Raw genomic sequence first — 19,501 nt, forward strand, 5'->3', positions numbered from 1 at the left:
TGCCGCCGCCTGGTACTGCTCAGCTGCGGTGTTCGCGGCTCAGGGCTGCGCGCCCGCGGCCTTGGCCGGCTGCCCGCCCAGCGACTTCGACAGGAATGCCAGCAGCTGCGTGTAGTACTCGCGCTGGTGCTCCGGCGTGTAGAAGCCGTGGCCTTCGGTCGGGTAGTACAGCGTCTGCACCGGCACGCCGGCCTTGCGCAGGGACGCTTCCATCTTGCGGGTGTGTTCGATCGGCGCGATCTCGTCTTCGCCACCGGCAGCCAGGAACACCGGCACCTTGATCTGCGCGGCCAGGTTCACCGGCGAGACGTCCGCCAGCGTTTCCGGCTTGCCCATCCATTCGCGCAGCCAGGTTTCGCCGGACAGCGTTTCCTGCGCCGCGCCACGGGCATAGCGCATCGGCAGGTCGTAGATGCCGACATAGCCGGCGGCGCACTTGTACAGGCCCGGCTCCTTCGCCACGCCCATCAGCGCGGCGTAGCCGCCATAGCTGGCGCCATAGATGCATACGCGCGAGGCATCGGCATAGCCCTGCTGGATGGCCCAGCGGGTGGCGTCGGTCACGTCGTCCTGCATCGCCTTGCCCCACTGCTGCGCGCCGGCCTCCTCGAACGCGCGACCGTAGTTGCCCGAGCCGCGGTAGTTGACCTGCAGCACCGCATAACCAGCGGCAGCCAACATCTGTGCGTCATTGTCGAAGCGCCACGCGTCGTGGACGCCGAACGGGCCACCATGCGGCATCACCACCATCGGCAGCGCCTTGCCCTGGCTGCCGCGCGGGCGGGTGATGTAGCCATGCAGCGCCAGGCCGTCGCGCGCTTTCAGCGTGATCGGCTCGACCTGCGCGGTCTTGTCCGGGTCGAACCAGGCCTTGCGGCTGGCGACGTGGCTGGCCTTCTTGGCCGCCTTGTCGAACAGGTAGAAATCACCCGGGTTGCCGTCGGTCCAGCTCTGCACGAGCAACAGGTTGCCGGTCTTGTCGGTGGAGGTGATCAGCACGGCGCTGCCGAAGGCGGCTTCCAGGCTGTGATACAGGCGCGCGTCGGCGCCTTCCGGCTCGAAGAACACCGTCTTGGTTTTTTCGCCCGTCACCAGTGCGCCGACCGGCACCTGGCTGTTGGGTCGATAGAGAATCGTGCCCGGGTCGGAGACGGCATCCTGCAGCACCACCTTGCGGGTATTGGCCGCAATGTCCCACGCCACGATGGCGTTCGGGCCCTGGCGATTCTCCACCTCCAGGTAGGCAACGCGGTTGTCCTCGGAGAAGCCGATCGGCCATTCGATCGTGCCGGCCTGGCCTTCGTCATGGACCATGCGCCACTCGCTGCCATCGCCGTCACGGTAGTACAGCTTGTTGGCGTTGTCCGAAGCAGAGCCCCAGGCAAAGCGCACCACGCCGGCATTGTCCGTCGCGAAGCGGCTATTGCGCACCGGAGACTTCACCAGCGGGAAACGGCCGCCCGTGGTGGTGTCGAGCCGCTCGGCGCTGGTGAAGCGCGCTTCGCCCGCGCCCCACACGTTGATCACGATGTTGCGCTCGTCGTTGGGCAGCAGGTCGACGACACTGGCGCCGACCAGCTCCGCCTTGCGCGTCTGGATGCGCGTGCCCAGGCCGCTGCCTTCGGCGCGGTAGCCGATCAGGATCTGCGGCTTGTTGCCGTCGGCATCGATGGCATACAGCTCGCCGGTCGCCTGCGGTTCCTCGAGCAGGCCGTCCTTCTCGCCGATCGCAATGACCACGCGCTTGTCGCTGGACCAGGCGAAATCCTGCACGTGTGAGTTCTGCCCCAGGCCGAACTTGGCGGTCATCGCATTGTCCGAGCGGCGCAGGATCGCCAGCATCGTGCGGTCCTCCAGCGGCACGGTGGCGGCGATGTACTCGCCGGTCGGCGAGAGCTTGATGTCGGTGAACTGGTCCCGCTTGATGTAGGCGTCCACGTCGACCTGGGCGCTGGCAGCACCCGACACGGCGAGCAGGAGCGCTGCGCCGAGATTCCACTTCTTCATTCGATCCCCCGGATCGTGGCTGTTACCCGCCAGCTTCCGCCGGCACCCTCCCCCGCCTCCTGGCGTGGCCGGTGAACGCTAGCAAGTCGCCGATCCGCCGCCAAGCGGCGAACTGCGATTGCGCTCACAGCCACGACGGGACGCGGTCGCCGCGCCGGCGCGTCAGTCCAGCTCGGAAAGGTCGCCCTCGGCCAGCCGCCACCGGCGCGTCACCCCGATCGCGTCCAGGAAGGCGCGGTCGTGGCTGGCCACCACCAACGCCCCCTGGTAGCCGCGCAGCGCCTGCTCCAGCTGCGACACGGTATCCAGGTCGAGGTTGTTGGTCGGCTCGTCCAGCAGCAACAGCTGGGGCGCCGGCTCGGCGTGCAGCACGCACAGCAGCACCGCGCGCAGCCGTTCGCCGCCGGACAAGGCCTCCAGCGGCAGGTTCGCGCGGTCGCCGCGAAAGCCCAGCCCGGCCAGCAGCCGCGCGCGTTCGGCCTCCGGCAGGCCCGGCGCGGCCTCGGCGAAGTGGCGCGCGACGCTGCGCCCCGGCTCGGGCAGTTCCAGCCGCTGCGACAGCCACGCGATACGGCCCGGCCCGCGCCGCACGCTGCCCGCCTCGGGCAGCACGTCGCCGGCGATCAACCGCAGCAGCGTCGTCTTGCCAACGCCATTGCCGCCCAGCAGCGCGATGCGTTCCGGGCCGCGGATCGTCAGCTTCACGCCCTGCGTCCCGAACAGCGCGCGGCCGTCGCGCTGCACGCGCAGGCCTTCGCCATGGAACAGCACGCGCTCGCCGGGCACGCGCGTGGCGGGCAGCGGCAGGTTCAGCGGGCTGGACGCCTCCAGCGCCTGCGCCGCGTCGCGCAGCTGCGCGCGGGCCTGGGCCAGGCGGTCGGCATGCACGTCGTCGGCCTTGCCGGCCGAGACCTGCGCCGCCCGCGCGCGCTTGCCGGCCACCAGCCGCGGCAGGCCGGCATCGACCACCCCGCGTTCGGCGCGGCCACTGCGGCGCTCGGCGCGTTCGCGTGCCTGCTGCCGCGCGTGCTGCTGCCGGCGTACTTCGCCGCGCAGTTGTCGCACGCGTTGTTCGGCGGCCTCCTGATCGGCTTCCACGGCCTCGCGATAGAAGCCCCAGCCGCCGCCATGCAGCTGCAGGCGGTCGGCATGCAGTTCGGCGATCTGGTCCATGCCTTCCAGCAATTCGCGATCATGGCTGGCCACCAGCACGCAGCCCGGCCAGCTGGCCAGCACCTCGCGCAGGCGCTGGCGGGCGGCGTGGTCGAGATGGTTGCTGGGCTCGTCGAGCAGCAGCACGTCCGGGCGCTGCAACAGCCGCGCCGCCAGCGCCAGCGACATCGCCTCGCCCCCGCTGAGCGTGGACAACGGGCGCTGCAGCGACAGCCCGTCCAGGCCAAGCTGGCCCAGCAGCTGGGCAACGCGCTCGCGTAGGTCCCAGTCGCCATCCACCGCGTCGAATGCCTCCGGCGTGGCGTCGCCGGCCAGCACGGCCTCCAGCGCGCGCAGCTTCGCCGCCACGCCGAGGACGTCGGCCACCTGTGCGTGTGGAGCGAGCACGAGCTGCTGCGGCAGGTAGGCCACACGGCCATGCAGTTCGATGCGGCCTGCGGCGGGCGACAACTCGCCGGCGAGAAGGCGCAGCAGCGTGCTCTTGCCGGCGCCGTTCGGCGCCACGAGCCCGGTGCGCGCGGCGCCGAGGGTGAAGGAAAGATCGTCGAGGACGGGCGTGCCGTCCGGCCAGGCAAAGCTCAGGTGCGATACGCGGATGGGCGCAGGGGACATGGGGATTCTCCGTGGGATGCGGCACGCGCGGCAGGGCCGGCGCGGCGGAAACCGATGCGCGCGCCAGCCGGTCACGGCTGCGCGGTCGCGCGGTTCTACGGGGAATCAGGGCTCACACGTCCGAAGGATCTCCTGTCGAGGTCGCTACTCTAGCGCGGCCTGGCTGAAGCGCGGCGGATACCGGTCACGCACCCGCGGGCAGCACCAATGCGGCACACAGGCCACCGCCCTCGCGGTTGGCCAGCTGCAGTTCGCCGCCGAGCGCCTGCGCCAGCTGCTGGGCGATGGCCAGCCCCAGCCCGGTACCACCGCTCTCGCGACCGCGCGAGGGCTCCAGCCGATGGAAAGGCTGCAGCACCGCGGCCAACGCCTCCTCGGGAATGCCGGGGCCGCGATCAAGCACTTCGATCCGCACGCGACCGTCCGCCTGCCGGTGCAGCGCCGCCTCGGCACTGCCCGCGTAGGCGAGCGCGTTGTCGACCAGGTTCTGCACCACGCGCCGCAGCACGTGCGGGTGCGTCGGCAACGCCACCGCCTCGGTGCGGCCCCGTTGCACGGCGCGGCCCATGTCCTGGTAATCGTCCACCACGCTGCCGAGGAACGATTGCAGGTCCACGCGCACCGCCGGCCCCAGCGCGACATGCGCGCTGCGCGCGTAGTTCACGCCTTCGCGCACGAGCTGGCCGAGCTGGGTGACGTCGTCGAGCAGGCGCGCCTGCGTCGGGCTGTCGTCCATGCTTTCCACGCGCAGGCGCAGGCGGGTGATCGGGGTCTGCAGGTCGTGCGAGATCGCCGCGAGGATCTGCATGCGCTCGGCCACATGCGCGGCGATGCGCGCCTGCAGCGCGTTGAGCGCACTGGCTGCCTGGGCGACTTCGCGCGGCCCGTCCTGCGGCAGCGGCGGCGAAGGCCGCGCCGGGTCGAGCCGCCCCGCGGCATCGGCCAGTTGCGCCAGCGGCCGCGTGACCGCGCGCACCGCCAGCCACGCGCAGGCGATCAACAGCAGCACCTGCAGCGCCAGCACCCAAGGCAGCCAGCGCGCCAACGGCAGCAGCGAGGGCGTGACCTCGATCGTGAGCGGCTGGCCGTCGGCCAGCGTCAGCTCGATTTCATAGCGCTCCGGCGCGGCGGATACCGCGCGCGGCCGCAGCGCGTAACGGTGGCCCAACGCGTTGTCGACCAGCGCGGTGACCTGCCGCGCACGCTCGCTCGCCAACGCGGTACCGGGCTGCGCGGGACGCAGCAGGTAGCGATAGGTGCGCCGCTCCAGCCGCGGCAGCCAGGCCTGCCGCTCGGCCGGCGACAACCGCTCCAGCAGCGCCACGCTCAACGGCACATCCTGTTCCATGCCGCTGAGCATCATGCCGCGCGTGGCGAGGTCGCGTTCGTGCAGCAGCAGGCCGAACGACAGCGCATGCGCCAGCAGCAGCCCGCCGGCCAGCAGCAGCACCAGCCGCGTGCCCAGCGAACGCGGCCACGGGATGCGCAGGCTCACGCCGGATCCCCGATCAACGTGACCGGCTGGCAGAACACGTAGCCTTCGCTGCGCACGGTCTTGATGTAGGCCTGCTCGCGCGCCGCATCGCCCAGGCGCTGGCGCAGGCGGCTGACCAGCAGGTCGATGGAGCGGTCGAACAGTTCGGCATCGCGGCCCTGCGTGAGGTTGAGCAGCTGGTCGCGGCTGAGCACGCGCTGCGGGTGGTCGACGAACACGCGCAGCAGGCGGAACTCGGCGGCGCTGAGCGGATAGGCGGTGTCCTGCGCATCGAGCAGGTGGCGCGCGGTGGTATCCAGGCGCCAGTCGCCGAAGCCGATCAGCCGCGCCGCTTCGCTCACCTGCAGGTTCGGCGGCAGCATGCGGGTGCGGCGGATCACCGCGTTGATCCGCGCCAGCAGCTCGCGCGGCGAGAACGGCTTGACGAGGTAATCGTCGGCGCCCATCTCCAGGCCGATGATGCGGTCGGTCTCGTCGTCGCGCGCGGTGAGCATCACCACCGGCACCGCGCGGTGCTTGCCCGCGCGCAGGTTGCGGCACAGCGTCAGGCCATCCTCGCCGGGCATCATCACGTCCAGCACGACCAGGTCCACGTCGCTGGTGTCCAGGGCCGCCTTCATCTCGCGGCCGTCGGCGGCCAGGCTCACGCGCAGGCCGTTCTTGCGCAGGTAGTCGCCGACCAGCTGGCGGATGTCGCGATCGTCATCGACGACGAGGATGTGGTCGGCGTGGGACATCTGGCTCTCCGGGGACAGGGGGACGCGGCGTGGCGCGATGGTAGCGTCTTGCGCGAAGGTGGATTGTGCGCTCAGCCACCATCGAAGCCGGGCGCGCGCTCGGCGGGCTTCAACCCGGCGGCTTCGAGGATGGTGTCGGCCACCTCGTTCGGTGCGGACAGCGGCGAGACATGGCTCGACGCCACCGAACGCCATTGCGCGCCGATGCGCTGCGCGGTGGCCACCTGCAACGCGGGCGTGAGCATGCGGTCATCGCGCGACACCACGTACCAGCTCGGGCGCGTACGCCATGCCGCCACGTCCACCGGCTCGGAAAGCGCGGCCGCCTTCAGCGGCAACTGGTGCGCCACGACCTCGGCGATGCGCGCGGGCATCAGGTCCTGGGCGAAGTCTTCGGCCACGGTGTCGGGCGACAGCGAGAGGAAGCCGTCCTTCGCCACCAGCTGCTGCAGCCCGGGCGCAACCGCGAAGTGCTCGCCCTGCTGCGCGGACGTCTGGCCGACATCGGGCGCGAAGGCGGCGACGTAGACGAGTGATTCGACCTTCGGGTCGGCGCCCGCCTCGGTGATCACCGTGCCGCCCCACGAATGGCCGACCAGCACCACCTTGCCCGGCGCGGCGTCGATGGCGCGGCGGGTGGCGGCGACGTCGTCGGCCAGCGAGGTCAGCGGGTTGTCCACTTTCACGACCGGCACGCCGCGACGCTGCAGGCGCATGGCGACGGCATCCCAGCTCGATGCATCGGCGAAGGCGCCATGCACCAGCACGACGGTAGGCGGCGTGGCGCCCTCGGCGGCGGACGCGATGGCGGGAAAGACGGTGGCGGCCAGCAGGCCGGCCAGGGCAACGGTACGCAACATGTCGTGGACTCCTCGGGTTGGGAGGTCCATTGCAGCGTCGCGCTGTATCGGGCCGTTGTCGGGTGGCCGGCGAAATGTATGCGGGCCGCGCGTGCGGGCCGCTGGATACGTTCGGATACAAACCCGCGGCCGCTTTGTATCGGTCTGTATCCGGCGGCCCAGGGGTGCGGCTCGCTGACAAAAGCCGGGGTGACGGGACACGGGCGGGATACGCCCGGGGCGTGCAATGCACCCACCGCCGGACGACACCGCCGGCACCGCCCCTTCCCGACAGGAGTACGAGCATGTCCAGCCTCTTCCGCCGCACCCCCATGCGCCTGGCCACCCTGCTGCTGGCTGCCCAGCCCTTGCTGGCCGGCATCGCCAGCGCCGCCACGCCGCCCGCGCCGCTGGTCGCCGACCAGCACGTCGTCGCCGGCGACCTGGACATCGGCTACGCCGATCTCGGCCCGAAGACGGGCGAAGTGGTGATCCTGCTGCACGGCTGGCCCTACGACATCAACAGCTACGCCGAGGTCGCGCCGAAGCTGGCCGCGCAGGGTTACCGGGTGATCGTGCCGCACCTGCGCGGCTACGGCAGCACGCGCTTCCTCTCGCCCGACACGCCGCGCAATGGCGAGCCGGCCGCACTGGCCTCCGACGTCATCGCGCTGATGGATGCACTGCACATCCAGCGCGCCACGCTGGCCGGCTTCGACTGGGGTGCGCGCTCGGCCGACATCGTCGCCGCGCTGTGGCCGCAGCGGGTCAAGGCGCTGGTGTCGGTGAGCGGCTATCTGATCAGCAGCCAGGACGCCGGCCGCAAGCCGCTGCCGCCCTCGGCCGAACTGCAGTGGTGGTACCAGTACTACTTCGCCACCGACCGCGGCCGCGACGGCTACGCGCAGTACACGCATGATTTCGCGCGGCAGATCTGGCAGCTGGCCTCGCCGCAGTGGAAGTTCGACGACGCCACCTTCGCCCGCAGCGCCGCGGCGCTGGACAACCCCGACCAGGTCGCCATCACGATCCACAACTACCGCTGGCGGCTGGGCCTGGCGCAGGGCGAGCCGAAGTACGCCGCGCTGGAGCAGCGCCTGGCGCAGCTGCCGGCCATCACCGTGCCGACCATCACCCTGGAAGGCGATGCCAACGGCGCGCCGCATCCGCAGCCGGAAGCCTACGCGGCGAAGTTCACCGGCAAGTACGAGCACCGCACGCTGCAAGGCGGCATCGGCCACAACCCGCCGCAGGAAGCGCCGGCCGCCTTCGCCCAGGCGGTCATCGACGCCACCCGCCTGTAACCGGAGCGCCACGATGAAGCCGATCTTCCTGTTCGCGCTGCTGCTGGCCGGTGTCGCCACCGCGCTGGGCATCGCCTTCCTGGCCCGCGCCGATGATGCCGGTCCTGCCGCCCCGATCTACGGCGTGACGCTGCCGCAGGGTTACCGGCAGTGGGAACTGATCGCCCCGGCCGAGGAAGCCGCCCCGCTCGACGAACTGCGCGTGGTGCTCGGCAACCCGGTGGCGGTGCGCGCATTCCGCGACAACATCCGCCCGTTCCCGGACGGCGCGGTGCTGGTGAAGCTGGCCTGGAAGCGCGCGCCGTCCGCCGACTTCGCCACCGCCACGGTGCCCGGCGCCGCCACCACGGTGCAGGTGATGGAGAAGGACTCCGCGCGCTACGCCGCCACCGGCGGCTGGGGCTACGGCCGCTTCATCGATGGCCAGCCCGCCGACGAAGCCCAGCACCGCACCTGCCATGCCTGCCACGCCGCGCGCGTGAAGCAACGCGACTACGTGTTCACCCGCTACGCGCCGTGACCCCCACGGCGCACCTCAACCCCCAGGAGTTCCCCATGCAATCCGTCGATAAAGTGCTGTACACCGGAAAGACCCACGTCGTCGGCGGCCGCGAAGGCCATGCCCGCAGCGACGACGGCCAACTCGACGTCACGCTCTCCCCGCCGGGCAGTGGCCGTCCCGGCACCAATCCCGAGCAGCTGTTCGCCGCCGGCTGGTCGGCCTGTTTCGAAGGCGCGATGAAGAAGGCCGCGCGCGGCTTGCAGATCGCGCTGCCGGCAGGCACCGCCATCGATGCGGAGATCGACCTCGGCCTGGCCGGCGAGGACTTCCAGCTGCAGGCGCGGCTCACCGTGTCGCTGCCCGGCCTGCCGCGCGAACAGGCGCAGGCGCTGGTCGAACAGGCGCATCGCACCTGCCCGTATTCGCGGGCGACGCGCGGCAACATCGGCGTGCGCATCGACGTCGTCTAACCCGGAGGCATCGACATGCTCGCCTACGCCCTGGCCCTCGTCGCTGGCATGGCCACCCTGCTCTCCCCGTGCATCCTGCCGGTGTTGCCGATCGTGCTGGCCACCACCGCAGGGCGCGGCCGCGCCACGCCGCTGTGGATCATCACCGGCTTCGTGCTGAGCTTCGCGGCGGGCGGCTGGCTGATCGGCGCGCTGTCGGCCTCTTCCGGCGCGCTGCAGGGCGCCATCCGCGATGCCTCCATCGGCGTGCTGTTGCTGGCCGCGCTCTCGTGCTTCTGGCCGGCGCCGTTCGAGGCGCTGGTCGCGAAGCTGCAGGCCTGGCGCGGCCCGCGCGATGCCGCGCACCTGCCCGGCGGTGCGCTCGGTGGGCTGCTGGTCGGCGCCTCGCTCGGCCTGGCGTGGACGCCCTGCGCCGGCCCGGTGCTCGCCTCGGTGCTGGCGCTGGCCGCCAGCGCCCAGGCACCCGGAAAGGCCACCGCGTTGCTGGGCGTGTACGCCCTCGGCGCGGGCCTGCCGATGTTGCTCATCGCCTATGGCGGGCAATGGGTGGATGCCCGCCTCTCCGTGCTGCAACGCCATACCACGCTGTTCCGCCGCGGCTTCGGCGCGCTCGCCCTCGGCGTGGCGCTGCTGCAGCTGTTCCAGTACGACGTGTTCGTGTCGGCCTGGGCGACGCAATGGCTTCCCTCCTCCTCGCAAGGACTCTGATCATGCGCAAGCTCGTTCCCGCCCTCACCCTGCTGGCCGCCTGCGTGTTCGCCAGCGCCTGCTCGCCGCAGGTGCAGGCCGACCCGGTCGAACCCAGCCACACCGCGCCCGCGCCGATGGCGCCGGATTTCCAGGGCATCGGCCAGTGGTTCAACTCGGCCCCGCTCTCGTTGCCACGGCTGCGCGGCAAGGTGGTGCTGGTGGAGTTCTGGACCTACTCGTGCATCAACTGCATCCACGTGCTGCCGCATGTGAAGCAGTGGCACGCCGACTACCACGACCAGGGCCTGGTGGTGGTGGGCGTGCACACGCCCGAATACGCCTACGAAAAGCAGGCCCACAACCTGCAAGCCGCGGTACAGCGCTTCGGCATCACCTATCCGGTGGCGCAGGACAATGACTACCGGACCTGGAACGCCTACGGCAACCAGTACTGGCCGGCGCTTTACCTCATCGATGCGGATGGCCGCATCGTCTACCAGCACTTCGGCGAAGGCGGCTACGCCCAGACCGAAGCGAAGATCCGCCAACTGCTGGCCGCGCGGCGCGATGACGCGCCGGCGTCCCGCGCCCGTTGATTCCCGAGGAGTAATCCCATGTCATCGAGATGGTTCATCACCGGCAGTTCGCGCGGCCTGGGCCGCGCCCTGGCCGAGGCGGTGCTGCAGGCCGGGCACTCGCTCGTCGCCACGGCGCGCGACCCGGCGCAACTGGCCGACCTGGCCGAACGCTACGGCGGTGCGGTACGCACCGTGGCGCTGGACGTCACCGACGAGGCGGCCGCGCAACGCGCCGTGCACGCGGCAGCCGAGGCGTTCGGCGGCATCGACGTGCTGGTCAACAACGCCGGCTACGGCAATGTCGACTCGGTGGAAGACACGCCGCTGGCCGACTTCCGCCAGCAGATCGAAACCAACCTGTTCGGCACGATCATCATGACCAAGGCGGTGATCCCGCTGATGCGCGCGCAGCGCAGCGGGCACCTGGTGCAACTCTCGTCGGTGGGTGGGCGCATCGGTGCGCCGGGGCGCGCGCCCTATTCGGCGGCCAAGTGGGGCGTGGAGGGCTTCTCCGAATCGCTCGCGCTGGAGATGGCGCTGATCGGCGTGCACGTCACGATCGTCGAGCCCGGTGGCTTCCGCACCGATTTCGCCGGTGCTTCCACCGAACTGCGCGAGGGGCGCGCCGAGTACGACGCCGTGGTGGGCGCAACGGCGCGCCGCCAGCGTGACTACGATGGCCGCCAGCCCGGCGACCCGGCACGCGCGGCGCAGGCGATCCTGGCACTGGCGGCGATGCCGCAGCCGCCGCTGCGCATCGCGCTGGGCAGCGACGCGGCCGAGGCCATCGAAGCGGCCGACACGCGACGCCTGGAGGAACTGCGGCGTTGGCGTGCGCTCAGCGTTTCGACCGACTTCCCGGCCTAGACGCGCAGCCAGCGCGAGGACGCCGCCACGCCGAGCAGCGCCACCGCCACGCACAGGAACGCGAACACCAGGCTGGAGGCGTGGGCAAGGAAGCCGATCAGCGCCGGCCCGGCGAGCACGCCGGCATACCCCAGCGTGCTCATCGCCGGCACGGCGATGGTTTCCGGCATCGCCCGCTGGTTGCCCGCCAGCGAGAACAGCACCGGCACGATGTTGGCGCAGCCGATGCCGACCAGCGCGTAGCCACACAACGACAGCCACCACGCCGGCACCAGCGTCACCAGCGCGAAGCCCACGCTGGCCAGCAGGCCGCCGGCCAGCACCGCGCGCTGGCGGCCGAGGCGCTGCACCACCCCATCGCCCAGCAGGCGCGCCAGCGTCATGCTCAGCGCGAACACGACGTAGCCGGCGCCCGCGCGCGAGGGTTCGACGCCGCGCACTTCGCTCAGGAATACCGCGCTCCAGTCCAGCATCGAGCCTTCGGCCAGGAACACCACGAACGCCAACACGCCCAGGAACAACACGAAGCCGTGCGGCCACGCCAGCAAGGGGCCTTCGTGATCGATGCGCTCGCGATGCCAGTGCGGCACGGAGAACACCGCCAGCCCGCACAGCGCGACCACCGCGCCGCCCGCGGCCCACAACGGCGGCACCGCGACGGCCAGCAACGCGGTCATCACCGCCGCGCCGCAGAACCCGCCAATGCTGTAGAACGCGTGGAAGCCGGACATCATCGCCCGGCCGGCCGCGCGCTCCACCGCCACCGCCTGCAGGTTCATCGCGCAGTCCATCGCACCGACACCGGCGCCGAACACGAACAGCACGGCGCCGAGCCACAGCGGCGAACCGGCCAGCGCGAGCAGCGGCAACGTGGCGCACATCACCGCCAGCGACGCGAGCATCACCTTGCGGCAGCCCTGCCGCGCCGCCAGCGCACCGGCCGCCGGCATCGCCAACAACGAACCGGCGCCCAGGCACAGCAGCACCAGGCCGAGCATCGCCTCGTCCAAGCCCGCGCGGGATTTGGCGAACGGCACGATCGGCGCCCACACGGAGACGGCGAAGCCGGGCATGAAGAAGGCGGCACGCGTGGCGTGCTGTTCGGCGCGGGGGGTGGAGATTCCGCTCATTCGCCCAGCACCTGCGCAATCAACCGCGTCAACAGCGCACGCACTGCTTCGGGCGACTGGTCCGGGTCACGCACCGCGCGCATCGCCAGCCCCTCCACCATTACGCGCAGCACCAGCGTGCGGGCGTCCAGTGCGGTTTCGTCGATCTTCGCGCCACGCGCCACGTCGTGCTGGCGCAACCAGTCGCGCACGATGGCGGTGGTGAGCTTGTCCTGCCGGCGCAGCACCTGCGCCACCACCGGATCGCGCTGGGCCTCGGCGGTGATCTCGGCATACAGCGCCACGCTGGCGATGGCGGTGTCGTGCCGGTCCAGCGGCTCCCCGCGGCCCCACATGCGGTAAGTCGCCAGCAGGCCTTCGACCATGTCGTGCGAGAGCGGGGTCTGCGCGATGGACTGCTGGTCGGCGGCAAGCTGCCGTTCGATCAGCGCCAGGATCATCGCGCGCTTGTTTTCGAAGTAGCGGTAGATCAGCCCCTGGCTGATGCCGGCCTCGGCCGCGATCTCGCTGATCGAGGCGGCGTGGAAGCCGTGGGCGATGAAGCAGCGCTGCGCCGCGTCGAGGATGCGTACGCGCTGCGCTTCGGCGCGCGCGCTGGTGGAATCTGGGGGCGTCATTGTCCGTTTGTGGTGTCCATCAAGGAACGATGGTAATGCAACCGCAAAGAGAATGAACGGTCATTTACCTGTCATCCGGGGTGCGCAGACTGCGCCGGCTTTCCACCCTCCCGCCCACGGATCCCATGTCTCTTTCTCTCGCTCGTGTCGCCCTGCGGCCGCAGGTGCTTGCCCTTTCCATCGCCGCGCTGCTGCCCTCGATGGCGGCCGCGGAAGAAGCCAACCCCGCCGATAACGATGCCGCTTCCGGCGCGCGCGATGTCGTCGCGCTGGACCAGGTGGTCGTCACCGCGCAGAAGCGCGAGACCAACCTGCAGGAAACGCCGATCTCGGTATCGGTGGTCGATGCCGAAGCCCTGAAGGACCGCAGCGCGATCTCGCTGGGCAGCCTGGCGGATGGCTCGATCCCCTCGCTGCGCGTCACCCCGTTCGCGACCCGCAGCTCGGCGCTGAACATCGGCATCCGCGGCATCGGCGCCTCCGGCGACGCCAACCAGCCGGCGCGCGATGCCGGCGTGGGCATCTACGTGGACGGCGTGTTCCTGGGCCGCTCGCAGGGCCTGGGCAGCATGCTCTACGACGTGGACCGCATCGAAGTGCTGAAGGGCCCGCAGGGCACCCTGTTCGGCCGCAATACCGAGGGCGGCGCGGTCAGCATCGTCACCAAGGAACCGACCGGCGAATTCGGCGGCAGCGTCAGCGCCGGCGTGTCGAACTACAGCGGCTACAACAGCGCGCTGCACCTGGACCTGCCGAAGGTGGGCGACGTGAGCTTCAAGATCGACGCGGTGCAGGCCAAGCGCGGCGGCACGGTCGACAACCCGATGCAGGGCGAGGAGGACTTCAACAGCTACGACAAGCGCGGCGCTCGCCTCAGCGCGCTGTGGCAGCCGAGCGACAACTTCTCCGCGCTGTATGCCTTCGACCGCTCCTACGACGCGACCACGCCGTACTACACCCAGATCCTGGTGGCCGGCCCGTACCTGAGCCCGCTGCAGAAGGCCGGCGCCAGCGAGGACCGCCGCGACAGCGCCATCCTCGGCGGCCCGCAGCAGGACAACATCGGCCGTACCAGCGGTCACCTGCTCAACCTGTCGTGGACGCTCAACGACAACCTCGAACTGAAGTCGATCAGCTCCTACCGCGAGCTGGAACAGGGCCAGTTCGACATGGGCCTGGTCGATGCGATCTCCGCCTACGGTGGCGCCGGCACCCCGTTCGGCCGCTACAGCCTGGCGCAGGTGTACCAGCACCAGTACAGCCAGGAATTCCAGCTGATCGGCAACACCTCGCAGGTGCAGTACCTGGTCGGCGCGTTCTATTACCACGAGACCGCCGGCGACAACGCGCAGACGCCGAACATGATGGTGTGGGGCCCGGGCGGCAACAGCTACACGCTCAACCCGGCGACCAACCCGCTGAACCTGGACACCGTGCGCATCGACCGCGCGAGCAAGGCGTGGACCGACAGCCTCGGCCTGTTCGGCCAGGCCACTTGGACGCCGGCCGCGCTGGAGAAGCTGCACCTCACCGCCGGCGGCCGTTACACCCAGGATGACAAGAACGGCATCCTCTACATCGTCAACGGCGCCGGCACCGACCTGAGCTTCGACGACAGCTGGAGCCGCTTCGACCCGATGGTCAACATCGCCTATGACCTGGGCGAGAGCGCGATGGTCTACGCCAAGTACAGCACCGGCTTCAAGGCGGGCGGCGCGAACTCTCGCTCCACCACCTACACCGCGTTCGACCCGGAAGAAGTGACCGCCTACGAGCTCGGCTTCAAGTCGCAGTTCTGGGACAACCGCGCGCGCCTGAACCTGGCGCTGTTCGATTCCACCATCTCGCACAAGCAGGTGGATTTCACCCTGCCGTTCGACCCGAACAGCGGCGAGACGCGCACCACGATGGTCACCACCAACGCGCTGGGCGATGCCAAGTCGCGCGGCGCCGAGCTGGAGTTCAGCGTGATGCCGGTGGACAACCTCACCCTGAGCTTCAACCACGCCTACACCGACACCGACGCGCTCACCGCCGTCGACCCGTTCGGCGCCGGCCTGGAAGTCACCGTGCAGCCGCTGCTCGCGCCGAAGAACGCCAGCAGCCTGGCCATCGACTACCTGGTGCCGTTCGCCAACTACTCGGCGCTGAAGTTCCACCTGGATGGCAACTGGTCCGACGGCTTCTACACCAGCGAGTACGACCAGACGCTCACCGACAGCTCGTTCGTGGTCAACGCGCGCATCGCCCTGGTGGACGTTCCGCTGGACGACAAGGGCGCGACGATGAACTTCTCGCTGTGGTCGCGCAACCTGCTCGACGAAGAGCACCTGTTCTACAAGCTCAACAATGCCGCGCTGGGCCAGACCGGCATCTTCAACGACCCGCGCACCTTCGGTCTCGACGTGACCGTGCGCTTCTGAACCCCGGAGATTCCCGATGACGACCCGCCACACCGCCCTCGCGCTGTCCCTCGCCCTGGCCCTGCCGCTGCTCGCCGCCGATGCCGGTGCGCGCAACGCCGCCCCGCAGCCGGCGCCCGCCGCCACTGCCGCCAAGCCGGCCGCGCCTGCCAACGTGCAGCCCGTCGCCGACGACGCGCAGCGCGTGATCCCGCTGCAAGGCGCCTGGAACGTGCGCAGCTTCGCCGGACTGGAAGGCACGCACGGGCCGATCCCGGCCAGCGCCTTCATCCGTACCGCCGACCTCGGTCGCCTCACTGACGCCGACCGCGATGCGCTCGCCAAGGCCGGCGTGACGCTGGACATCGACCTGCGCACCGCCGACGAGGAGGCGCAGTCGCACGACCTGCTCGCCGACGATGCGCGCTTCGACTACCAGCGCATTTCGCTGATGGGCACGGAGAAGATGGACATGCAGAAGATGATGACCAGCTTCCCGGATTCGCTCGGCGCGGCCTACACGCAGTGGCTGGGCAGCAACCAGCCGCAGTTCAAGCAGGTGTTCCAGCGTATTGCCGCGCAGCAGGACGGCACCGTGCTGTTCCACTGCACGGCGGGCAAGGACCGCACCGGCATGATCGCCGCGCTGCTGCTGGACCTGGCCGGCGTGTCGCACGAGGAGATCGTGCACAACTACGCGATCTCCGCGCACTACCTGGAAGGCCAGCCGAAGGACAGCGCGATGAACGCGCAGATCATGGAGATGATCAAGCAGCATCCGGAAATCGGCCGCAAGATGGCCGGCATGTCGGGGACGGCGCCGGAGAACATGGAGATGTTCCTGGCCGCGCTGACGAAGCAGTACGGCGGCGCGAAGGGCTACCTGAAGACGATCGGGCTGAGCGATGCGGAGATCCGCAGCTTGCAGGTGCGGTTGGGGCAGGCGGGCTGAGCTTCGCCCGACAGCGTTGGAAATGAAAAGTCCCGGTTGCCCGGGACTTTTTTTAGCGGCGATCCCGCGCTATTGCAGCAAGCGCCCGGATTTCGGATCGAGCCCGATGACGGCTTCCAGGCCGCTCTTGAAATCGAGACCATCGGCTTCGATGCCGTCGCTGAAAATGATGCCGCCCTCGGGCATCAACGACCTGACCCGCAACGGCTTCTTGCTACCAACGGCACCGAACACCAACGCGGCGCCCGTGGACCGGCTGGGGTACGGCTCTCGCACGTTGAATATCAGCTCACGGCTATCCCAGGGCAACCCTCGCGTGCGGACCTCATGCATGCGCTTGTTCGCATCCTTTCCGGTCACCGCATGCGCGCCGGTCAGCACGCTACGCAGCCAGCCAGTGGAACCGAGCCCCGTTGAGATGATGATGCCACTGGAGGACTGCCGCTCATGCACGTCGCCCAGGGTGATTTCATAGCGCGCCGATACATGGCCACGCACGCCGACGAACAGATCGTTCACGGCCAGCAACGTCTGTCCGTCACTGAGGCGCACGCGTGCCATGCTGATGTCGCGCGTGGGCCGGGTATCGCGCAGGGCTTCGGGAAGCATCTTCGCCAGGTCGTCCACCTGGAAGGGAAGGAGGACGCCTTCCCATCGCGCCGGATCTGGATTTATCGCCAGCACTGGCTGTCCAGTGAGGTATTTCAGGGTGTTGGCCACCAGTCCGTCCTGACCGACCACCACCACCAGCGCGGCCGGTGGAAACAGGAAATTCGGCAGGAAACTGCGATCCAGGCGCTGCAGCTTCCCGTGTCGCTGCAACGTGTCCGACACCGAGGCCACGGCCCGTTGGTACACACGGTCCTCTTCAAGGAAGTCGGTGAAATCCATCCCGAGGTGTTCTGCCTGGAACCGTGCCTGCTCCACCGTGTTGTAGCGGGCCACCAGTTCCTGCAGGCGCGTCCGGCGCGTCACCAGGATGATCTTCCGATCCACCGCCTCCATGCACTCAATCCTTCTGGCGTGCCAGCTGGCGCAACAAGTCGGGGGAGAAGTTGAACTCGCCGATCTTGGCGGCGTTGTCGGCAATATTCTGGAAGCCGAGCGCCATCAAGGCTTCGGGACTGGCGCCTTCCATCGTCAATGCCTGCAGGGAGCGGGCATCCAAACCACTGATCGCCTTGACCAGTGCCTCCAGCCCGTAAGCCTTGACGTCTGCTTCCTGCTTTCGGTTTTCCGATTGCAGCTGGACAAGCTCCGCGTTCTGCCGCTCCAACTGAACCTTGCCGGCCAATTCCTGCGCCTGCATCTGCTGGCGCTTCTCCAACAGCGCGCGCTCCGATTCGACCTGCGTCTCGCGCACCTGGCGCTTCTTCTGCTCGATGACCAGTTCGCTGCGCAGTTCGTTCTCCTTGACCGACCGCTCCTGCTCGATGGCGGCATTGCGCCGCGCGTAGGTGGCGTCGTCTGCCTGCTTGAGGATCTCCTCGCGCATGGGCGCCTCCAGCGCGCGGGCGGTCTCCGGGTTCGGCTTGACGGCCAGCAGCCCCAGGTCGCCAATCTCGATGCCCAACGCGGTCAGGCTGGGCGCGGCGGCCACGGCTCGGCGCGCGGAAGCAGACAAGCGCTCGGTGCCCTGCAACACGTCGCGCAGGTCCAGGTCTTGCAGCAGGGTGCGGAACTGGGCCTTCACCGCATTGAGGACGCGCGGCGGCAAGCGTTCCGGGTCGTCCGAGGCATATTGCCCATCGGGCTTCAGGCTGAAGTTCTGTTGCTCCGCAAGCCGCTTGGGCTCGACCACCCGATAGCCCACCTGTCCCTGCAGCGTGACTTGCTGGAAATCACGCGTGACCTCCTCGAACATGAAAGGCACCTCGACCGCATTCAACGGCACGCTGACCAGCGTGGAGCGCGGTGCGTAGTACCAGAAAGCCAGGCCAGTGCCCTCGCGGACGACATGCCCGTTGCGGAACTGCATCAGGTACTGGCTGGGCGAGGACTTGACGTAGCGGAAGCCGAACATGCGATACCCAAGGATTGGCCGCGACTGGCGCGGATAGCGGAAGGCCACCACCTCGTCCCGCCAGGTCGCGGTGTGGGCAGGTGTATTGGAATATCCCCAAGCCCCGAAGCAGGGGCCGCCTGATTGGACACAAGTCCCTTTGGCGGGTCAAGGATCAACAGGCGGGCTGAGTTCGCAGGTCAGAACAGGCCTTTCACGATCTCCCACCACAGCTTGCGCAGGCGGGGACAGGCGCTGCTGCGATAGCGCAGCAGCGCATAGCCGCTGTAACCCAGGGCCGCCAGGCCGACCAGCGCGATGATCAGCGCTTCCCCGCCCCCAGGCGCCTTCATCGACCACCACCCCACCAGCACGCCGCCCAACAGTGCCGCGAGCAGGGGCCGCCAGACGGAACCGGGAACGTTCATGCCTTCCGAATCTCCATAAAAGAACACCCCCGGATCATCATCCGGGGGTGTCGGTGGTCAGCGCGTCCGAAGCACGGCCTCAGAACGGAATGTCGTCGTCCGCGAAATCGTCCATCGGCGGCGCGGACTGCTGCGGCGCCGGCGCCTGGCGGCGCGGGGCGTATTCCTGGCGCGGCGCGGACTGGCGCTGCGGGCGATCGCCGCCCATGCCGGCACCACCGCCACCGCCGCCTTCACCGCGGCCACCCAGCATCTGCATCTCGTCGGCGACGATGTCGGTGGAGTACTTCTCCACGCCGTCCTGGCCGGTGTACTTGTCGTAGCGGATCGAACCTTCCACGTAGACCGAGCTGCCCTTGCGCAGGTACTCGCCGGCGATCTCGCCGAGCTTTCCGAAGAACACCACGCGGTGCCATTCGGTGCGCTCCTGCTGGTTGCCGTCGCGGTCCTTGCGCACGCTGGTGGTGGCCAGGCTGCAACGGGTCACGGCCATGCCGCTCTGGGTGTACTTGACCTCGGGGTCGTTGCCGAGATTGCCGACGAGGATGACTTTGTTGATGCCGCGGGCCATAGCGTTTCCGTCTGAATGATGCGATTGGGGCGTGGCGGGCCGCGGGCGGGAAGCCGGGCCGGCCGGAGGGTGCTGCCCTGGGGCAGCCCGATGCCCCATCTTAACAGCACCTCCCCCGCCGGCCG

19 protein-coding genes are annotated in these 19,501 nt (G+C 69.5%); 8 read left to right on the top strand and 11 right to left on the bottom strand.

Features of this window, described 5'->3' with window-relative positions; translation table 11 throughout:
* Window positions 1–39 precede the first annotated feature (39 nt).
* From ARC20_RS09750 to ARC20_RS09770, 5 genes are all read right to left on the bottom strand, one after another.
* Window positions 40–2,007, bottom strand: coding sequence for an alpha/beta hydrolase family protein (locus ARC20_RS09750; RefSeq protein ID WP_057646590.1), 1,968 nt, complete (start codon window positions 2,005–2,007; stop codon window positions 40–42).
* A 162-nt stretch (window positions 2,008–2,169) separates the two neighbouring features.
* Window positions 2,170–3,792, bottom strand: a complete 1,623-nt coding sequence (locus ARC20_RS09755; RefSeq protein WP_057646591.1) for an ABC-F family ATP-binding cassette domain-containing protein — start codon at window positions 3,790–3,792, stop codon at window positions 2,170–2,172.
* A gap of 184 nt (window positions 3,793–3,976) precedes the next feature.
* Window positions 3,977–5,287: an ATP-binding protein gene (locus ARC20_RS09760; protein WP_057646592.1), complete on the bottom strand. Its 1,311-nt coding sequence runs from the start codon at window positions 5,285–5,287 to the stop codon at window positions 3,977–3,979.
* Window positions 5,284–6,024, bottom strand: coding sequence for a response regulator (locus tag ARC20_RS09765; RefSeq protein WP_057646593.1), 741 nt, complete (start codon window positions 6,022–6,024; stop codon window positions 5,284–5,286). Before ARC20_RS09765 ends, ARC20_RS09760 begins: the two co-directional genes overlap by 4 nt.
* A 71-nt stretch (window positions 6,025–6,095) precedes the next feature.
* Entirely contained in the window at window positions 6,096–6,884 is a 789-nt protein-coding gene (locus tag ARC20_RS09770) for an alpha/beta fold hydrolase (protein WP_057646594.1), read from the bottom strand.
* 284 nt (window positions 6,885–7,168) lie between these two features.
* Here ARC20_RS09770 and ARC20_RS09775 point away from each other — a divergent pair, with 284 nt between their 5' ends.
* From ARC20_RS09775 to ARC20_RS09800, 6 genes are read left to right on the top strand one after another with little or no spacing between them, the layout of a single operon-like run.
* On the top strand, window positions 7,169–8,167 hold the full coding sequence (locus tag ARC20_RS09775) for an alpha/beta fold hydrolase (RefSeq protein ID WP_081418132.1): 999 nt from the start codon (window positions 7,169–7,171) through the stop codon (window positions 8,165–8,167).
* A 13-nt stretch (window positions 8,168–8,180) separates the two neighbouring features.
* Window positions 8,181–8,687 carry a cytochrome P460 family protein gene (locus tag ARC20_RS09780; protein WP_057646595.1) on the top strand — a complete coding sequence of 169 codons (507 nt, stop codon included), beginning with the start codon at window positions 8,181–8,183 and terminating at the stop codon, window positions 8,685–8,687.
* Between the two features lie 35 nt (window positions 8,688–8,722).
* On the top strand, window positions 8,723–9,139 hold the full coding sequence (locus tag ARC20_RS09785; protein ID WP_057646596.1) for an organic hydroperoxide resistance protein: 417 nt from the start codon (window positions 8,723–8,725) through the stop codon (window positions 9,137–9,139).
* Window positions 9,140–9,154: 15 nt separating this feature from the next.
* Complete coding sequence (locus tag ARC20_RS09790; protein ID WP_057646597.1) at window positions 9,155–9,847, top strand: cytochrome c biogenesis CcdA family protein; 693 nt, start codon at window positions 9,155–9,157, stop codon at window positions 9,845–9,847.
* Between the two features lie 2 nt (window positions 9,848–9,849).
* Complete coding sequence (locus ARC20_RS09795) at window positions 9,850–10,425, top strand: thioredoxin family protein (protein WP_057646598.1); 576 nt, start codon at window positions 9,850–9,852, stop codon at window positions 10,423–10,425.
* A gap of 18 nt (window positions 10,426–10,443) precedes the next feature.
* Entirely contained in the window at window positions 10,444–11,274 is an 831-nt protein-coding gene (locus ARC20_RS09800) for an oxidoreductase (protein WP_057646599.1), read from the top strand.
* On the opposite strand, the gene ARC20_RS09805 is transcribed toward ARC20_RS09800, so the two are convergent.
* Window positions 11,271–12,404: an MFS transporter gene (locus tag ARC20_RS09805; RefSeq protein ID WP_057646600.1), complete on the bottom strand. Its 1,134-nt coding sequence runs from the start codon at window positions 12,402–12,404 to the stop codon at window positions 11,271–11,273. The two genes, ARC20_RS09800 and ARC20_RS09805, sit on opposite strands and share 4 nt — an antisense overlap.
* Complete coding sequence (locus ARC20_RS09810) at window positions 12,401–13,021, bottom strand: TetR/AcrR family transcriptional regulator (protein WP_057646601.1); 621 nt, start codon at window positions 13,019–13,021, stop codon at window positions 12,401–12,403. The genes ARC20_RS09805 and ARC20_RS09810 overlap by 4 nt, the downstream gene beginning before the upstream one ends.
* A 125-nt stretch (window positions 13,022–13,146) precedes the next feature.
* On the opposite strand from ARC20_RS09810, the gene ARC20_RS09815 reads away from it, so the two are divergent.
* Together ARC20_RS09815 and ARC20_RS09820 are read left to right on the top strand one after the other, a co-directional pair.
* Window positions 13,147–15,444 carry a TonB-dependent receptor gene (locus ARC20_RS09815; RefSeq protein WP_057646602.1) on the top strand — a complete coding sequence of 766 codons (2,298 nt, stop codon included), beginning with the start codon at window positions 13,147–13,149 and terminating at the stop codon, window positions 15,442–15,444.
* Window positions 15,445–15,460: 16 nt separating this feature from the next.
* Window positions 15,461–16,375, top strand: a complete 915-nt coding sequence (locus ARC20_RS09820) for a tyrosine-protein phosphatase (protein ID WP_057646603.1) — start codon at window positions 15,461–15,463, stop codon at window positions 16,373–16,375.
* A gap of 69 nt (window positions 16,376–16,444) precedes the next feature.
* Here the strand turns inward: ARC20_RS09820 and ARC20_RS09825 are convergent, their stop codons facing one another.
* The 4 genes from ARC20_RS09825 to ARC20_RS09840 form a co-directional block, all read right to left on the bottom strand.
* Entirely contained in the window at window positions 16,445–17,380 is a 936-nt protein-coding gene (locus ARC20_RS09825) for a diacylglycerol kinase catalytic domain-containing protein (RefSeq protein WP_057646604.1), read from the bottom strand.
* Between the two features lie 4 nt (window positions 17,381–17,384).
* Entirely contained in the window at window positions 17,385–18,398 is a 1,014-nt protein-coding gene (locus ARC20_RS09830) for an SPFH domain-containing protein (protein WP_057646605.1), read from the bottom strand.
* Window positions 18,399–18,577: 179 nt separating this feature from the next.
* On the bottom strand, window positions 18,578–18,805 hold the full coding sequence (locus ARC20_RS09835; RefSeq protein WP_057646606.1) for a hypothetical protein: 228 nt from the start codon (window positions 18,803–18,805) through the stop codon (window positions 18,578–18,580).
* Between the two features lie 79 nt (window positions 18,806–18,884).
* A complete protein-coding gene (locus ARC20_RS09840; protein WP_057646607.1) occupies window positions 18,885–19,376 on the bottom strand; it encodes a single-stranded DNA-binding protein in 492 nt (163 codons plus the stop codon).
* Window positions 19,377–19,501: the final 125 nt, after the last annotated feature.

The organism is Stenotrophomonas panacihumi, assembly GCF_001431645.1.
Classification (GTDB): domain Bacteria; phylum Pseudomonadota; class Gammaproteobacteria; order Xanthomonadales; family Xanthomonadaceae; genus Stenotrophomonas_A; species Stenotrophomonas_A panacihumi.

Bases quoted from the DNA above. Each gene is read 5' to 3' on its own strand.
- ARC20_RS09750 (WP_057646590.1), bottom strand. From the start codon at position 2,007: ATGAAGAAGTGGAATCTCGGCGCAGCGCTCCTGCTCGCCGTGTCGGGT.
- ARC20_RS09755 (WP_057646591.1), bottom strand. From the start codon at position 3,792: ATGTCCCCTGCGCCCATCCGCGTATCGCACCTGAGCTTTGCCTGGCCG.
- ARC20_RS09765 (WP_057646593.1), bottom strand. From the start codon at position 6,024: ATGTCCCACGCCGACCACATCCTCGTCGTCGATGACGATCGCGACATC.
- ARC20_RS09770 (WP_057646594.1), bottom strand. From the start codon at position 6,884: ATGTTGCGTACCGTTGCCCTGGCCGGCCTGCTGGCCGCCACCGTCTTT.
- ARC20_RS09775 (WP_081418132.1), top strand. From the start codon at position 7,169: ATGTCCAGCCTCTTCCGCCGCACCCCCATGCGCCTGGCCACCCTGCTG.
- ARC20_RS09780 (WP_057646595.1), top strand. From the start codon at position 8,181: ATGAAGCCGATCTTCCTGTTCGCGCTGCTGCTGGCCGGTGTCGCCACC.
- ARC20_RS09785 (WP_057646596.1), top strand. From the start codon at position 8,723: ATGCAATCCGTCGATAAAGTGCTGTACACCGGAAAGACCCACGTCGTC.
- ARC20_RS09790 (WP_057646597.1), top strand. From the start codon at position 9,155: ATGCTCGCCTACGCCCTGGCCCTCGTCGCTGGCATGGCCACCCTGCTC.
- ARC20_RS09795 (WP_057646598.1), top strand. From the start codon at position 9,850: ATGCGCAAGCTCGTTCCCGCCCTCACCCTGCTGGCCGCCTGCGTGTTC.
- ARC20_RS09800 (WP_057646599.1), top strand. From the start codon at position 10,444: ATGTCATCGAGATGGTTCATCACCGGCAGTTCGCGCGGCCTGGGCCGC.
- ARC20_RS09805 (WP_057646600.1), bottom strand. From the start codon at position 12,404: ATGAGCGGAATCTCCACCCCCCGCGCCGAACAGCACGCCACGCGTGCC.
- ARC20_RS09810 (WP_057646601.1), bottom strand. From the start codon at position 13,021: ATGACGCCCCCAGATTCCACCAGCGCGCGCGCCGAAGCGCAGCGCGTA.
- ARC20_RS09815 (WP_057646602.1), top strand. From the start codon at position 13,147: ATGTCTCTTTCTCTCGCTCGTGTCGCCCTGCGGCCGCAGGTGCTTGCC.
- ARC20_RS09820 (WP_057646603.1), top strand. From the start codon at position 15,461: ATGACGACCCGCCACACCGCCCTCGCGCTGTCCCTCGCCCTGGCCCTG.
- ARC20_RS09825 (WP_057646604.1), bottom strand. From the start codon at position 17,380: ATGGAGGCGGTGGATCGGAAGATCATCCTGGTGACGCGCCGGACGCGC.
- ARC20_RS09830 (WP_057646605.1), bottom strand. From the start codon at position 18,398: ATGTTCGGCTTCCGCTACGTCAAGTCCTCGCCCAGCCAGTACCTGATG.
- ARC20_RS09835 (WP_057646606.1), bottom strand. From the start codon at position 18,805: ATGAACGTTCCCGGTTCCGTCTGGCGGCCCCTGCTCGCGGCACTGTTG.
- ARC20_RS09840 (WP_057646607.1), bottom strand. From the start codon at position 19,376: ATGGCCCGCGGCATCAACAAAGTCATCCTCGTCGGCAATCTCGGCAAC.